Here is a 14,965-nt window from a genome sequence, read left to right as displayed (position 1 = left end):
ATGCAGAGTGCGACCGGCAGAAGAATGATCACCGCGGCCGTGGCCAGCCTAGCATTGCTACAGGCTCAGGCAGCCTCGGCGCAGGAATGCATTGCTCCGCAGGATCTGACCGACGCTGCCATCTACGCTGTGCCGGTCATTGCGAATGGCTTTCGTGCATCATGTTCAGCCCAGCTTTCACCCAATGGCTTCTTCGCTACCAAGGGCCAGGCTTTCGTCGCCCCTTATGAAGCCATGCAGGCAGAGCGCTGGCCGGGTGCCATGCGCGCTGTCATGGCTTTTGCCACTAGCGGCAAGGACCAGTTAGACGATGCCAGCATGCGTGAAATAGTACAGGATCTGCCGCCGGAAGCGCTGCGTCCGTTCGTCGACGCGATCCTCGCACAGAAATTGGGCGAATCCATCAAGCCGGCTGACTGTGGCAAGATCGAACGGGCAATGGAGCTGCTTTCACCCCTTCCGCCGGAAAATCTCGGCGGATTGCTGACGTTTGTAATGGATGTCACCGGTAACAGGCAGCCGGCAGTATGCGACGTGGACGGTTAATGTCTTCGGCGCTCCTCCCCGAAGATATCGAAAGCCTGGCGCGCAGGGTTGTCGATGAAAACAGGGCTGCCAACCGTAAAGTCGTGCTGGCGGAAAGCTGCACCGGTGGGCTGGTCGCAGCCGCACTTACTGAAATACCGGGATCGTCAGCCGTGCTGGATCGCGGTTTCGTCACCTATTCGAACGAAGCCAAGCAGGAAAGCCTGGGCGTCCCGCTTGAAATAATCGAAACGTTCGGCGCGGTTTCGATCGCATGCGCATGGGCCATGGCAAAAGGCGCTCTCGAACGCTCTCACGCGGATATCGCTGTCGCCATCAGCGGGGTTGCCGGGCCAGATGGGGGTACCGACCTCAAGCCGGTGGGCACGGTCGTGTTCGCGCGGGTCGTACGCGGTACGGAAAGCGAGCCCGAGGGTGAACTTAAACTTTTCGAACCGATCTCACGCGCCAGCATCCGCCGCGAAGCGACACTCTGCGCACTGGACCTGCTGCTACCCTAGAGATTGGCCGCCGCGTTCTCGCGTCCGTAGAGTTCATCCGCCCGGTCTTCGAAAGCCTGCACCATCTTACGGAACGCGCGGTCGAAATACTGACCGGCCAGTGCTTCGAACACGGCATTGCGGAACGTGAAATCGACGCAGAAGTCTATCTCGCACCCGCCGTCTTCGGTCGGGCTGAACGTCCAGTTGTTATCGAGATCCTTCAGCGGACCGTCGACGTAAATCACTTCGATGTGATCAGGGCGCTGCTTCAGCACGCGCGAGGTGAACTTTTCGCGAATGGCCTTGAAGCCGACGAGCATGTCCGCAACCATTTCCGTTTCGCTGTCGCTGCGTACCCGCGTTGCCACTACCCACGGAAGGAACTTCCCATAGTTGCCGACGTCGGCAACCAGATCGAACATCTGCTCCTGGCTATACGGCAGTCGCCGCTTTTCGCGAATGCCGGGCATCACGCACTCTGCTTGGCCAGCTTCGCTTCCCGCGCCGCGCGCATTTGGGCGAAGTCGTCACCGGCATGATAGCTGGACCGCGTAAGCGGGCTCGATGCCACCTGCAGGAAGCCCTTGGCCCGGGCGATTGAGCCATAAGCGGCGAATTGCTTCGGCGTTACGAATTCCTCGACCTTGGCATGCTTGGGCGTGGGCTGGAGATACTGGCCCATGGTAATGAAATCGATATCGGCGCTGCGCATGTCGTCCATCACCTGATGCACCTCGAGACGCGCTTCACCGAGGCCAAGCATGATGCCTGATTTGGTGAAGATCAGCGGATTATGCGCTTTCACCTCTTCGAGCAAACGAAGTGAAGCGTAGTATCGGGCTCCAGGCCGGATGGTCGGATAAAGCCGCGGCACCGTTTCCAGATTGTGATTGAACACGTCTGGCCCGGCCTCGCAGATTTCCTCGATCGACTGCTTCATGCGCCCTTTGAAATCGGGGGTCAGGATTTCGATCGTGGTATTCGGCGTCTCCCGACGCAGCGCGTTAATCACCTTGACGAACTGGCCCGCGCCTCTGTCCGGCAGATCGTCGCGATCCACGCTGGTGATCACGATGTGCTCGAGCCCCATCGCTGCCGCTGCAGTGGCGGTATGTTCCGGTTCAAGCGGGTCGACCGGCATCGGCATGCCGGTCTTGATGTTGCAGAACCGGCAGGCGCGCGTGCAGGTGTCGCCCAGGATCATCACCGTCGCATGCTTCTTGGTCCAGCATTCGCCGATGTTCGGGCAGGCCGCTTCTTCGCAAACCGTATGCAAGTTGAGCTCTCGCATCAGCTTGCGCGTTTCCTGATAGCCCTTGCTGACAGGAGCCTTCACCCGAATCCAATCGGGCTTGCGCTGCATTTTGGGGCGTTCGCCATCGGGCTGGGGTGCGGAAGAAAGGTCGTTCATATCGGCGCCCATCTAGGCTCCCTCCCCCTCTCCCGCAACCCGCATAGCTATGCGCGAGGCCTCTTGCATCGCTCACGAATTCGGGGCAGCGGAGCGACATGAAGACTTTCGACGAAATGATCGACGGCTACGGCCGCTTCCGCAGCGGCGACTGGAAGCGTCAGCACGAGCGGTGGGAACAGCTCAAGGAAGGCCAGTCACCCCAGGTTATGGTGATTGCCTGTTCGGATAGCCGGGTCGATCCGGCGCAGATATTCGATGTGGATCCGGGCGAGATTTTCGTGGTGCGCAATGTCGCCGCTCTTGTGCCGCCGTTCGAAACGACGCCCGGCCAGCACGGTGTTTCTGCCGCGCTCGAATTTGCCGTCCAGTTCCTCAAGGTCCGCGAAGTCGTCGTGATGGGTCACGGCATGTGCGGCGGCTGTCAGGCGGCGCTGACACAGAATCTGCATGGCAACCGCCTTGGCGAAGGCGGCTTCGTGGCCCACTGGATCGACATGCTGGACGACGTGCGTGAACCGATCGCGGCGGAAAAGGGTACCGTCGGACGCGACGCCGAGCGCGCGATGGAAATGGCTGCAGTCAAGGTGAGCCTTGCCAATCTGCGGACCTTCCCTTGCGTGCAGGAAAAGGAAGCGGACGGCAGCCTCAGACTGCGCGGAGCCTATTTCGCAATTTCCGATGGCGTGCTGCATCTGCTCGACGAGAAACGCGGGGAATTTCTCCCCGCCTCCTGACTTGCGCCCGGCACCGGGGGCGGCCATGTGTGCGCCATGTCAGATTCCGGCCTCAAGAACATCGCCCTGCTCATCGACGCGGACAACACCAGTCCCAAGGGTATCGATCCCGTCCTTACCGTCATGGCGGAACTCGGGCAGGTCAATATCAAGCGAGCCTATGGCAATTTTGCCAAGAACAACCTCGCCAACTGGGACAAGATTACCCACAAATACGGCATTCGCCCGCAGCAGCAGTTCGATCTGACAGCAGGCAAGAACGCCACTGATATGGCCATGACGATCGACGCGATCGACCTTCTCTATCAGGGCAAGGTCGATGGCTTCGGCATCATGAGCTCGGACAGCGACTTCACGCCGCTGGTTACCCGGCTCAGGCAGGACGGCCTGATCGTCTACGGTTTCGGCAGTACCAGCAAGACGCCCGCCGCATTCAAGAGCGCGTGCACTCGCTTCATCGACATCGATGCGTTGATCAAAAGCGCCTCGGACGAACCGGATGCGCCCAAGTCGGAGGCCGCTCCGGGCAAATCGGGGATTGACGATGAACTCGTCGAGCTTCTCGGGACCGCATGGAAAGCCGCGAAGCGCGACGAGAACGGCTTCGCGTCGCTTAGCGAGGTCGGCAATATCGCCGGCAACCGATCCAGCTTCGATGTTCGCAACTATGGGTTCAAGCGGCTATCGGACCTCTTCCAGTCCATCGACCAGTTCCAAGTCGAACGGCGCGAGAACAATCATCTCTATGTGAAACGGCTCCGCTGACGAAAAAGGGCGCGAACCGGAGTTCGCGCCCTCTCTTAATCTGCTGGATTGGAGTGTTACGCTCCGCCGCTTGCCTTCTGGCTTGCATAAGCAGCCCAAAGATCGGCGATCGGCTTGCGCGTTCCATTGACCGACTTGAAGGTCGTTTCGGCCTCGGCAAACTTGCCTTGGTCGAACTGCGCGATACCTAGGCGGGTCGAAACCATGCCCTTGTCAGCACTGGGCATGGACAGAGCCTTGGTATACATCGCTTCCGCATCGGCCGGACGCTTGAGGCCGAGCATGGTGTCGCCAGCAGCCATGACCGTCGAAAGCGTGGCACCGGATTTGTTCGCATCCGCGATCAGCTTGTCCGCATCGGCACGGTCGGCTTCTGCACGGCTAGCAGCCTGCTCGCGCGTGTCGGTGATGTACGGATCGGTCTTGTCGAGCGAGCCCTTGGCATAGCCTTCATCAATCACGGCAACCACTTCGGCAGGGAGACGACGATAGTCTGCCGCATCGACATATTCGCGGTACACATTGCCATCACGCAGGGCCCCCGCGCGCTGACCGAGGCGCAGCAGATCGAGCGTTTCCGGCTGCTGGTAGCCACCAGTGTTCAACTGGATTGCCACCGCATCGCCCCAGCTTTCGCTGCTCGGATACTGGCTGACATACCAGGTCGAATACTTGTTGGCCTCTTCCTTGAGGTTGTTGTTGTAAGCCTGTGCAAGCCCGCGCTTCAGCCACGCTTCATCGACCGGCTCACCAGCAGCAACCTTGCTTTCAATGATCTGGCTCAGATAGTTCAGACCCTGCTGGGCCTGATCTTCGGCAAAGTAGCTTTCCGCCACGAAGATCAACGGATCACGTTCCGTGTAACCTGCTTCGGCTGCCGCCTCGAAATAGGGGCGCGCCTTGGCGTAATCATTCGCCGCATAGGCGAGCTGGCCAGCCACGAAGTTGTACTGGCCAAGATTTTCAGCCGGAACGTTGCCGCTCTGCAGCATCATTTCCATGCCCTGCAGCGCGGTTGGCTGATCTTCCGCCTTCACGGCCGTTGCATAGATGAAGCTACCTGCGGCGAAGCGATCGTCGTTGTTTTCAGCCGCCGCTACCAGGCCCGGAACAGCCGCCTTGATCGATGCATAATCCACCGGTTCGGCCGATGCCATCGTTTCAAGCGGCTTGTACGCTTCGATGAATGCCTTCGAATATTTCGGCTGGCTCTTCTTTTCCTTCTGGGCAAACGCCGGCGCTTCGAATGCGCTGGCTGCGACCATGCCGCCCGCGGCGATCGAAACTGCCAGGGCCAAGGTCGAGGCCGCGTTGTTCTTGCGGGCAAGACGAGTGAAAATCATATGATAAACTCCCAAGAGTGGATAGGGGGCTGAGCGCCTCTGCGCCTGTTCAGATTTGGCTTGGCGGCACATGCCGCGTGTGGGCTCTCATTGCAAATTCTTCTACGGAAAGTGGGCTGAATGGGTATTGAATGCCTGTCTGGCTCACCGTTCATGGTTACCATCCTCGCTTGCAGTACCCATATGTGGAAAAAGCGCTCGAAACCGGGCTTTGGTTCCCGGCGCGAGTGGCGCTCCCCAACCCTTTCCCCTAGGCTCTGCACACCTAGAACATAAAGCCTTTGGCAGTACGGAAATACGTTTTGTCCGACGATATTGAAATTCTGGATACCCCCGCCCCCGGCGGTGAAGAATACGCCCGCATCGACATCGTCGATGAAATGAAGACCAGCTATCTCGATTACGCGATGAGCGTGATCGTCAGCCGCGCCTTGCCAGATGTGCGCGACGGTCTGAAACCTGTTCACCGGCGCATCCTTTTCGCCAGCAACGAGGGCGGCTTCGTTGCCGGCCGCCCCTACCGCAAGAGCGCCAAGATCGTCGGCGACGTCATGGGTAACTATCACCCTCACGGCGATGCGGCGATTTACGATGCCCTCGCCCGTATGACTCAGGACTGGTCGCTACGCGTGCCGCTGATCGATGGTCAGGGTAACTTCGGCTCGATGGACCCGGATCCGCCGGCATCCATGCGTTACACCGAAGCGCGGCTTGCACGTGTCGCCAATGCCCTGCTCGACGATCTCGACAAGGATACGGTCGACTTCACCGACAACTACGACGGGTCGCGCCGCGAACCGACCGTGCTTCCGGCCCGTTTCCCCAACCTGCTGGTCAACGGCGCAGGCGGTATCGCGGTCGGCATGGCGACCAACATTCCGCCGCACAACCTTGGCGAAGTGATCGACGGCTGCTTCGCGTTCATGGACAACCCGGCGATCACGTCGGAAGAACTGTTCGAAATCATTCCCGGTCCGGATTTCCCGACCGCACCGCTCATCCTCGGCAAATCCGGGGCACGCGCGGCCTATACGGTGGGTCGCGGCTCGATTCTCATGCGCGCGCGCCACGAGGTCGAGACGAAGGGCAATCGCCAGTCGATCGTCCTGTCTTCCATTCCCTATCAGGTCGGCAAGAGCGGGCTGGTCGAAAAGATCGCGGAAGCCGCAAAAGAAAAACGGATCGAAGGCGTCTCCGACATCCGCGATGAATCATCGCGTGAAGGTGTGCGCGTCGTCGTCGATCTCAAGCGTGATGCCTCACCGGAAGTCGTACTCAACCAGATCTGGCGTTATACGCCGGCACAGGCCAGCTTCCCGGCCAATATGCTGGCGATCCGCGGCGGCCGCCCCGAAGTGCTCACCCTGCGTGACTTCATCCAGGCCTTCATCGGTTTCCGCGAAGAAGTCATCACGCGGCGGACAAAGTTCGAACTGAACAAGGCGCGTGAGCGCGCTCATATCTTGCTCGGCCTCGTGGTCGCCGTCTCGAACCTCGACGAAGTCGTGGCGATGATCCGGGGCTCGTCCAATCCTGCTGCCGCGCGCGCAAAACTGCTCGCCAAGGAATGGGCGATTGGCGACATTGCGCAATATATCGCGCTGGTCGAAGCGATCGAACCGACCGACGAACAGACGGGCGGCACCTATCGCCTGTCCGAACGTCAGGTGAAGGCGATTCTCGAACTCCGCCTGCACCGCCTCACGGCTCTCGGGCGCGACGAAATCGGCGACGAGCTTAAAGAACTCAGCCTCGCGATCGAGGAATATCTCTCGATCCTGGCAGATCGCGTGAAGCTCTATCGCGTCATGCGCGAAGAGCTTGAGGAAATCCGCAATACCTATGCCACGCCGCGCATCAGCGAAATCGCGCCGGCCTGGGATGGTATCGAAGACGAAGACCTCATCGAACGCGAAGAGATGGTCGTTACGGTCACCCATGGCGGCTATATCAAGCGCACCCCGCTCGATGCCTTCCGCGCCCAGGCACGCGGCGGCAAGGGCCGCAGCGGCATGGCGACGAAGGATGAAGACGCAGTCGTCGAAATGTTCGTCACCTCGACGCATAATCCCGTGCTGTTCTTCACCAATACCGGCCGCGTCTATCGCATGAAGGTCTGGAAGCTGCCCGAAGGTGGCCCGCAGACCAAGGGACGCCCGATGGTCAACCTCCTTCCGCTGGGCGATGATGAGCGTGTTACCAACGTCCTGCCTCTGCCAGAGGATGAAGGCGAATGGTCCAAGCTCAACATCGTGTTCGCCACGGAACAGGGCATGGTCCGCCGCAATTCCATGGATGCCTTCACTAACGTGCCCAGCAACGGCAAATACGCCATGGGCTTTGTCGAAGGCAGTGGCGACCGTCTGATCGGCGTGCGCCTACTCAGCGAAGGGCAGGAAATTTTCCTCGCTTCGGATAGCGGCAAGGCAATCCGTTTCGCTGCCAGCGATGCCCGCGAAACGAAAAGCCGCACCGGTATCGGCGTTCGCGGCATGAAGCTTCGGGACGATCAGAAGGTCGTGTCCATGGCTGTTCTTGACGCTGGGGAGCGCGATACGGAAGTGCGCGACCAGTATCTTCGGGCCGCCGAATGGAAGAACAACGATAACGAACCGACGCTCGATGCCGAAAAGGTCGCCGAACTGGCCGAAGCGGAAGAGTTCATACTCACGCTCACAGCCAATGGGTATGGCAAGATCTCGTCGGCATACGAATATCGGACCACCGGCCGCGGCGGTCAGGGCCTCACCAATATCGGCGAACCGTCCAGCAATCCGAACCGCAACGGCCATGTCGTCGCCAGCTTCCCGGTACGGCACGGCATGCAGCTCATGCTGGTCACCGATCAGGCCAAGCTTATCCGTATGCCACTGCAGTTCCGTCATCTGATTGATGGCGGGTTCGACAGCCACACCGGCTTCTCGATCTCCGGTCGCGGATCGTCGGGCGTGCGCATCTTCAATGTCGCCAAGGGCGAACAGATCGTCAAAGCGGCAAGGATCGACGAAACCGAAGAACCCGAAAACTCCGCAGAAGAAGCTGTGGCTGACGAGATTGCCGATCGCGGTGGCCTTGATCGCACAACGCCGCACACCACCTTCCACTCGGACGACAATATCGAAGGCGAGCCCGACAGCGACTGACGCTTCGCGCCCGGATTGATTTTCCTACATGAACCGGAGGGGCTAAGGCTCCTTCGGTTCTTTCACATCGTCGCCAGCCCAAACCGATCGCACCGAAGCCCGTTCTCTCCGCTTTCAAAGATATTTGAAAGGTGACACGTCAGCGCGTCGCCTCGCCCGTGCTCGATATCATACACCGCTAATATGGTTAGACTTTTCTAACTGCCAGCCCCTCTCCAGAGAGGACGAGCAGTTTAGAAAACACCGCTGGTTTGCGTCAACCTCGCTGCGTGAAGCTCTTGCCCCGCAACGTCTGGACGACCCCGGTCGCGATCAGGAACTGCCCGCCGAAATAAAGCGGCCAGATCAGCCAGCTCGTTATCGATTCGGGCAAGACACCGGCTTCGCGGGAAAAAATAAACAGGTCGCTCACCACGAATAGCACGGCGCCCAGGCCGACCCGGTAACGCGGAAACCGGCTCAGCCATGCTGCCGCCGCCATGGCGCCGACAACTGCGGAATAAGCCGCCGCAAGCATCCAGTTATCCAACGGAAACGTCATCAGCGCTGTGATCAGCGGCGTCAGAATCAGCAGGGCAAGTGCCGCCATAAGTTGGCTCGAACTGGTCCTCTCTCGGCGATTCCGAAGGTAAAGCGCTATGGCTATCAAGTGTCCCACGGCAAACAGACTGCCGCCAACCACATAGCTGATCTCCAAGGCAACATCACCCAGTGCCCCGAACAGCATGACCGCGGCGATCAGCAGGCCATCGGTCCCTCGTCCTCGAAATGCGGCATAGATCGCAAGGAAGGCGACGCCTGCCCCTTTCCACAGCATCAGCCAGACTCCGCCGATGGGATCGTCGGCTACGAAGAAGTAGCTGACGCCTGCAATCAGGCTGGCGAGCAGCCAGGGGCGATGTTCGGAAAGGGCGCGGCGCGACATTCGGCGACGCTAGGCCTTGCCGGAAGCCACTGGCAAGCATTAGGGCGCGCTCGATGACCCATGATATCCACATAATCGGCGGCGGCCTCGCCGGAAGCGAAGCCGCCTGGCAACTTGCCAGGCGAGGCTTCAAGGTGCGCCTGTCGGAAATGCGCGGCAGCGGCGAAATGACGCCGGCCCATCAGACGGACGGCCTGGCCGAACTCGTCTGCTCGAACAGCTTCCGCTCGGATGACGACACGAAAAATGCGGTCGGGCTGCTCCATCATGAAATGCGCCGCCTCGACAGCCTGATCATGCGCGCAGGCGAAGTCGCGCGCGTGCCTGCCGGTTCAGCAATGGCAGTCGATCGCGACGTGTTTTCTGCGGAAGTTCAGCGCATCCTCGCCGAACATCCCAATGTCACCGTCATTCGCGAACGGGTCGATGCCCTTCCCACCTCCGGTGCGACCATCGTTGCCACCGGGCCACTGACGGCCCAGTCGTTGGCCGAAAGTATCGTGGGGGCGACCGGGCAGGACCGCCTCGCTTTCTTCGATGCGATTGCACCTATCGTCCATCACGACAGCATCGACATGTCCAAATGCTGGATACAGAGCCGGTGGAACAAACGCACCGAAGCATCGAACGAAGATGGCGATTATATCAACTGCCCGATGACGAAGGAGCAATATCTCGCCTTCCACCAAGGCTTGATGGACGGAGAAAAGACCGAATTTCGCGAATGGGAAGCCGACACCCCTTATTTCGACGGCTGTATGCCGATCGAGGTCATGGCTGCGCGCGGCGTCGAAACGCTTCGCTATGGTCCGATGAAGGGGGTCGGGCTCGATAATCCCTTCGATACGTCGGAAGAGTTTCCGCAGGGCCGCTGGCCGTATGCGGTCGTCCAGCTCCGTCAGGATAACAAGCTCGGTACCTTGTGGAACATGGTCGGTTTCCAGACCAAGCTCAAATATGGTGCGCAGATCGAACTCTTCCGGACGATACCCGGGCTCGAGAATGCGGAATTCGCCCGCCTCGGCGGACTGCACCGCAATACCTTCATCAACTCGCCCCTCGTTCTCGACCGCCAGCTTCGTTTGAAGGGCGGCGATCACATCCGGTTCGCAGGACAGATTACCGGCTGCGAGGGATATGTCGAAAGTTCGGCAGTGGGTTTATTGGCCGGGCTCATGACGGCCGCTCAGCTTGCCGGGCGCGAATGGGCGCCGCCGCCGCGTACTACCGCTTTCGGCGCGCTTCTGTCGCACATCACCGGCGATGCCGAAGCGTCCACCTTTCAGCCCATGAACGTCAATTTCGGGCTATTCCCGCCCCTGCACGATGTCGGAAAGAAGGTGCGGAAAGAGGCCTATACCAATCGCGCGAAGGCCGATTTCGGAGAATGGCTCGCAGGCATGGAAGCGGTTCCCGCCTAGCAGGCGCAGCGCGGTTTCTTCTTCGGTTTGGGTGCCGTGGTCGCGAACTCGGCGGGGGTCAGCTCGTTGTCGCCATTCGCATCTGCAGATTCGAATTTTTCCACCGTGGCAACCGCCCATTCTTCGAAATCGAGCAGATTGTTGCCGTCCTTGTCGAGCTTGCGAAACGCCTCCGTTCGACTGGACAGCATTTCCGTACGCGTGATGCGCCAGTCGCGATTACGGTCATAACGGAAGAAGCGGCGCTGCTCCTTGGTAAGCTCGGTCGCCTCGGGTGGCGCGGGTCCCACCATGTCGCCCGGGTCGGAAGCCGGAATTTCCGGAAGGTTGGCCGAGGCTTCTGCAGGCTGCGGTGGCGGCGCTCCGCGTTCCACTTCCGCCCTGCCCTGCCACCAGAACAGCCCCAATCCAGTGAGCGCGAGTGCGATCAAGGCCCCCAACACGATCCGGTTCATTCAATGCCCCCCTTGAACCCTGCGCGAGCCTAGCGTCCAATCAGGCTCAACCGCAAGGCAATCAAGGGGCTGGCGCGATCGCCCAGCATCGGTCGTCCACGGAAATGCAGGGACCGCCGCGCCAGTCCGGCAATCACAGCGAGCGGCCGCATGTCGCGCGAAAGCCGCAGCCCATTCGCACCCTCTGCGGCTCCCAGTTTCACCGCTCTCGACAGTTCGGCTTCGTCGCGGGCGTTGATGGCAAGGTCAGCCAGCGCCCATAGCGTTCCGGCGCGGCGTACGTCGCGCTCGTGGTCCATCGTTCCAACCAGATTCGCCAAGCCCAGCGACAGGCTTACTCTACCGGCTACGAACTCCAGAATCGCCGTTTCTGCCAGCGGTCGCGGGGAGAGCAATGCTTCCCACCCATCGATCAAATCGACTAAAGCGGCCTCGTTCCAGTTCCAGTTTGTCCCGATCAGGTCGAGCAAATGGTCGCCCCGCGGCCGATCGTAGACCGGCTTGCCAAGCTGATCGCGCCACCATGCGACCCGCATCTGCCCGAGCATCGGCTCGCTTGCGCCAAGAACCATCCGACCGACGCGGCCATCGAGGGCAAAGGCGGCCAGCCAAATGTCCCGATGTGCCCTCGCGCTCGACAGAGCGACACGCAACACTTCGGGACATTCGTCGAGCAGGTCGGCACTCTCCATGAAAGCGCCCTCCCCGTCAGTCGCGATAACAGACCTTCTTGACGGCCTCGATGATCCGCGGCGTGTCGATCAGCGCAAGCTTCTCGAGGTTCGCAGCATAGGGCAGCGGAACGTCCTCATTGCAAACGCGGGTGACCGGCGCGTCGAGATGGTCGAAGCCTTCTTCCATGCAGATCGCCACAATTTCCGAGGCAATCGAACAGGTCGGCCAGTTTTCTTCGGCGATGACCAGTCGGTTGGTCTTGGCAAGCGAGGTAAGTACCGTTTCCTTGTCGAGCGGGCGCAAGGTACGCAGATCGATGACTTCCGCTTCGATGCCTTCGTTCGAAAGCTCTTCCGCTGCCTCGAGTGCAAGCCCCACAGCGATCGAATAAGAAACGATCGTCACATCCGAACCCTCGCGCATGATCCGCGCCTTGCCGATCGGAAGCACGTAGTCATCCAGATCGGGAACCTCGAAGCTTCGCCCGTAAACAAGCTCGTTCTCGAGGAATACGACGGGATCTTCGCTGCGTATGGCGGCCTTGAGCAGGCCCTTGGCATCTGCAGCATCGTATGGTGCGATAACTACCAAACCAGGTACGCTTGCGTACCATGCTCCGTAATTCTGGCTATGCTGTGCGCCTACGCGGCTTGCTGCACCGTTGGGGCCGCGAAACACGACCGGACAGCGCATCTGACCACCGGACATGTAGTTGGTCTTTGCCGCGGAATTTACGATATGATCGATCGCCTGCATGGCAAAGTTGAAGGTCATGAATTCAACGATCGGGCGCAGACCACCCATTGCGGCGCCGGTGCCGATGCCTGCAAATCCATATTCCGTAATCGGAGTATCGATGACCCGCTTGGCCCCGAATTCATCCAGCAGGCCTTGCGTGACCTTGTACGCACCCTGATACTGGGCCACTTCCTCGCCCATGACGAAGACGCGTTCGTCCTTGCGCATTTCTTCGGCCATGGCATCGCGCAAAGCTTCGCGGACGGAAACCGATGTGAAGCTGGTGCCTTCGGGAACCTCCGGATCCTTCACGTCGATCTTGCGCGGCGTCTTCATCAGCTGCGCTTCGCTGGCATCGGTAGATTTCTCTTTGCCGCCGCTCTTGTCTGATTCCGGCGATTCCTTTTCAGCGGGCGCCTCGATATCGGAAGCATCTTCGTCCTCGCCAGCCAGCATGGCGATCACAGTCCCGACCTTCACGCCTTCGGTACCTTCGTCGATGAGGATTTTCCCGAGGGTCCCTTCATCGACTGCCTCGAATTCCATCGTAGCCTTGTCGGTTTCGATTTCGGCTATAATGTCGCCCGCAACGATCTCGTCACCTTCGGACTTCAGCCACTTGGCCAATGTGCCCTCTTCCATAGTGGGCGACAGCGCGGGCATTTTCAGTTCGATAGCCATGGCTCAATACTCCTCCACCAGTACGTCGGTGTAGAGTTCGCTCGCTTCCGGCTCTGGCGAGTTCTCGGCAAAATCCGCAGCTTCGGTGACGGTCTTGCGAATATCCTTGTCGATCGCTTTCAATTCTTCCTCGGTCGAGCCGTTTTCGAGTAGCAGCTTCTTGATCCCTTCGATCGGATCCTTGTGATCGCGAATATCCTGGACCTCTTCGCGCGTACGGTACTTTGCCGGATCGGACATCGAATGCCCGCGATAACGATAGGTATTGCATTCCATCAGGACCGGACCCTTGCCATCGCGAACATGCTTGAAAGCGATCTCGGCAGCCTGCCTGACTTCCAGAACGTCCATGCCGTTCACGTCCATTCCTGGAATACGGAAGGCTGTGCCGCGGCGGTGGAATTCTGTTTCAGCAGAGCTGCGACCGACGGCGGTTCCCATGGCGTACTGGTTGTTTTCGACCACGAAGACGATCGGCAAATTCCAGAGCGCCGCCATGTTCATCGTTTCATATACCTGGCCCTGGTTGGCGGCACCGTCGCCGAAGTAGGCAAGACAGAAACCGCCATCGTCGTTGTACTGGTGAGCCAGCGCGAGGCCCCCGCCCAATGAAACCTGGGCTCCTACGATTCCGTGACCGCCATAAAATTTATGTTCGGTCGAGAACATGTGCATCGACCCGCCCTTGCCCTTCGAGATGCCGGCTTCCCTGCCGGTCAGTTCGGCCATTATGACTTTGGGATCGATGCCGTAGGCGAGCATGTGACCATGGTCGCGGTATCCGGTGATGACGCTGTCCTTGTCACCATCGAGCGCGGACTGGAGGCCGATCGCAACAGCTTCCTGTCCGATGTAAAGGTGACAGAAACCGCCGATCAGGCCGAGACCATACAGCTGGCCCGCGCGCTCTTCGAAGCGACGGATGAGCAGCATCTGCTCGTAAAAATGGAGCATCTGCTCCTTGCTGGCATCGTAGTGGCGATTCTCTTCCAACGCCTCTTGCAGGGAGTGGAGAGCGAAGTCGGGATCTTCCGCAGGCGATTTGGTGGGCTGCTTCTTGCTCCGGGGGGCTTTGGCCAAGACTTGTGTCCTTGTTCTTCCGGGGAGGATGTCAGTTGCGCCTATAGGCACAGGCTTGCGACCCGCGCAACGGCAGAGCGCATGTGCATACGAAAACCCTTACGGCAAGCGATGGTTTCGCTCCGTTCAGTCTTCCAGTTTTATGACGACTTCGTTCGGATGCACGACATTGAGCTGACTACGCAGCAGCTCGCCGACCATATCGGGATCAGCGGCGTTGGGATCGAGTAAGGCGACCCGGTTCTCCAGCGCATGCCTTTCGGCCTGCAGCTTCGCCAGCTGGGCCTCTCGCTGATCGAGCAGCCGCAAATTCTCACTCCAGGCAAGCAGTCCGGATGGACCTGCAATCGCCAATCCGCCCATGACCAGGAGCGCAGCAAGAGCGGCGTGCTGCGAGGTCCTGACTCGGCGGATGGAAGCTAGGGAATTTGTGCGGCGCATGAGGCGACAGAATCACAGTTAACCGGTTCGCGCAAGTACAATTCATCGTCGACATCCGTTTGACGCATGAAAGGAACTGGCCACCATGCACGGCCGTTGAAAACTTGACAGCTTACGAGCGA

At 59.7% G+C, this 14,965-nt stretch carries 15 protein-coding genes; 6 read left to right on the top strand and 9 right to left on the bottom strand.

Translation table 11 applies throughout. The features are described from left to right. Window positions 1–546, top strand: coding sequence for a hypothetical protein (locus KYK83_RS10010; RefSeq protein ID WP_222828111.1), 546 nt, complete (start codon window positions 1–3; stop codon window positions 544–546). Further along, window positions 546–1,046 (top strand): CinA family protein, encoded by a 501-nt coding sequence (locus KYK83_RS10005; protein WP_222828110.1) that lies wholly within the window; start codon window positions 546–548, stop codon window positions 1,044–1,046. Before KYK83_RS10010 ends, KYK83_RS10005 begins: the two co-directional genes overlap by 1 nt. Here KYK83_RS10005 and KYK83_RS10000 read toward each other — a convergent pair. Both KYK83_RS10000 and lipA read right to left on the bottom strand, forming a co-directional pair. Further along, window positions 1,043–1,498, bottom strand: a complete 456-nt coding sequence (locus KYK83_RS10000) for a type II toxin-antitoxin system RatA family toxin (protein ID WP_103025059.1) — start codon at window positions 1,496–1,498, stop codon at window positions 1,043–1,045. The genes KYK83_RS10005 and KYK83_RS10000 overlap by 4 nt on opposite strands. Then, window positions 1,498–2,439 carry a lipoyl synthase gene (gene lipA / locus KYK83_RS09995; RefSeq protein ID WP_222828227.1) on the bottom strand — a complete coding sequence of 314 codons (942 nt, stop codon included), beginning with the start codon at window positions 2,437–2,439 and terminating at the stop codon, window positions 1,498–1,500. Before lipA ends, KYK83_RS10000 begins: the two co-directional genes overlap by 1 nt. A 98-nt stretch (window positions 2,440–2,537) precedes the next feature. On the opposite strand from lipA, the gene KYK83_RS09990 reads away from it, so the two are divergent. Together KYK83_RS09990 and KYK83_RS09985 are read left to right on the top strand one after the other, a co-directional pair. Beyond that, window positions 2,538–3,176: a carbonic anhydrase gene (locus tag KYK83_RS09990; RefSeq protein WP_196846110.1), complete on the top strand. Its 639-nt coding sequence runs from the start codon at window positions 2,538–2,540 to the stop codon at window positions 3,174–3,176. 36 nt (window positions 3,177–3,212) lie between these two features. After that, window positions 3,213–3,941, top strand: coding sequence for an NYN domain-containing protein (locus KYK83_RS09985; RefSeq protein ID WP_103025061.1), 729 nt, complete (start codon window positions 3,213–3,215; stop codon window positions 3,939–3,941). Between the two features lie 56 nt (window positions 3,942–3,997). Here KYK83_RS09985 and KYK83_RS09980 read toward each other — a convergent pair whose 3' ends face one another. Continuing rightward, window positions 3,998–5,284 (bottom strand): hypothetical protein, encoded by a 1,287-nt coding sequence (locus KYK83_RS09980; RefSeq protein ID WP_222828109.1) that lies wholly within the window; start codon window positions 5,282–5,284, stop codon window positions 3,998–4,000. Window positions 5,285–5,586: 302 nt separating this feature from the next. On the opposite strand from KYK83_RS09980, the gene gyrA reads away from it, so the two are divergent. Further along, window positions 5,587–8,427 carry a DNA gyrase subunit A gene (gyrA, locus tag KYK83_RS09975; RefSeq protein ID WP_103025063.1) on the top strand — a complete coding sequence of 947 codons (2,841 nt, stop codon included), beginning with the start codon at window positions 5,587–5,589 and terminating at the stop codon, window positions 8,425–8,427. Window positions 8,428–8,683: 256 nt separating this feature from the next. On the opposite strand, the gene KYK83_RS09970 is transcribed toward gyrA, so the two are convergent. After that, window positions 8,684–9,352 (bottom strand): lysoplasmalogenase family protein, encoded by a 669-nt coding sequence (locus KYK83_RS09970; protein WP_222828108.1) that lies wholly within the window; start codon window positions 9,350–9,352, stop codon window positions 8,684–8,686. 53 nt (window positions 9,353–9,405) lie between these two features. On the opposite strand from KYK83_RS09970, the gene trmFO reads away from it, so the two are divergent. Beyond that, window positions 9,406–10,773, top strand: a complete 1,368-nt coding sequence (gene trmFO, locus KYK83_RS09965; RefSeq protein WP_222828107.1) for a methylenetetrahydrofolate--tRNA-(uracil(54)-C(5))-methyltransferase (FADH(2)-oxidizing) TrmFO — start codon at window positions 9,406–9,408, stop codon at window positions 10,771–10,773. Here trmFO and KYK83_RS09960 read toward each other — a convergent pair. The 5 genes from KYK83_RS09960 to KYK83_RS09940 form a co-directional block, all read right to left on the bottom strand. Further along, on the bottom strand, window positions 10,770–11,228 hold the full coding sequence (locus KYK83_RS09960) for an EF-hand domain-containing protein (protein ID WP_196846107.1): 459 nt from the start codon (window positions 11,226–11,228) through the stop codon (window positions 10,770–10,772). The two genes, trmFO and KYK83_RS09960, sit on opposite strands and share 4 nt — an antisense overlap. A 29-nt stretch (window positions 11,229–11,257) precedes the next feature. Next, window positions 11,258–11,920 carry a hypothetical protein gene (locus KYK83_RS09955; protein ID WP_222828106.1) on the bottom strand — a complete coding sequence of 221 codons (663 nt, stop codon included), beginning with the start codon at window positions 11,918–11,920 and terminating at the stop codon, window positions 11,258–11,260. Between the two features lie 16 nt (window positions 11,921–11,936). After that, complete coding sequence (locus KYK83_RS09950) at window positions 11,937–13,322, bottom strand: pyruvate dehydrogenase complex E1 component subunit beta (RefSeq protein WP_222828105.1); 1,386 nt, start codon at window positions 13,320–13,322, stop codon at window positions 11,937–11,939. Window positions 13,323–13,325: 3 nt separating this feature from the next. After that, complete coding sequence (gene pdhA / locus KYK83_RS09945; RefSeq protein WP_222828104.1) at window positions 13,326–14,402, bottom strand: pyruvate dehydrogenase (acetyl-transferring) E1 component subunit alpha; 1,077 nt, start codon at window positions 14,400–14,402, stop codon at window positions 13,326–13,328. A 126-nt stretch (window positions 14,403–14,528) separates the two neighbouring features. Further along, on the bottom strand, window positions 14,529–14,765 hold the full coding sequence (locus tag KYK83_RS09940) for an FtsB family cell division protein (protein WP_346729454.1): 237 nt from the start codon (window positions 14,763–14,765) through the stop codon (window positions 14,529–14,531). Between the last annotated feature and the right edge of the window lie 200 nt (window positions 14,766–14,965).

Origin of the sequence: Qipengyuania pacifica, assembly GCF_019857205.1 — a bacterium.
GTDB classification, from domain to species: domain Bacteria; phylum Pseudomonadota; class Alphaproteobacteria; order Sphingomonadales; family Sphingomonadaceae; genus Qipengyuania; species Qipengyuania pacifica.
Note: the sequence above shows the minus strand (reverse complement) of the source record. Positions and strands in the feature narration are given on the sequence as shown.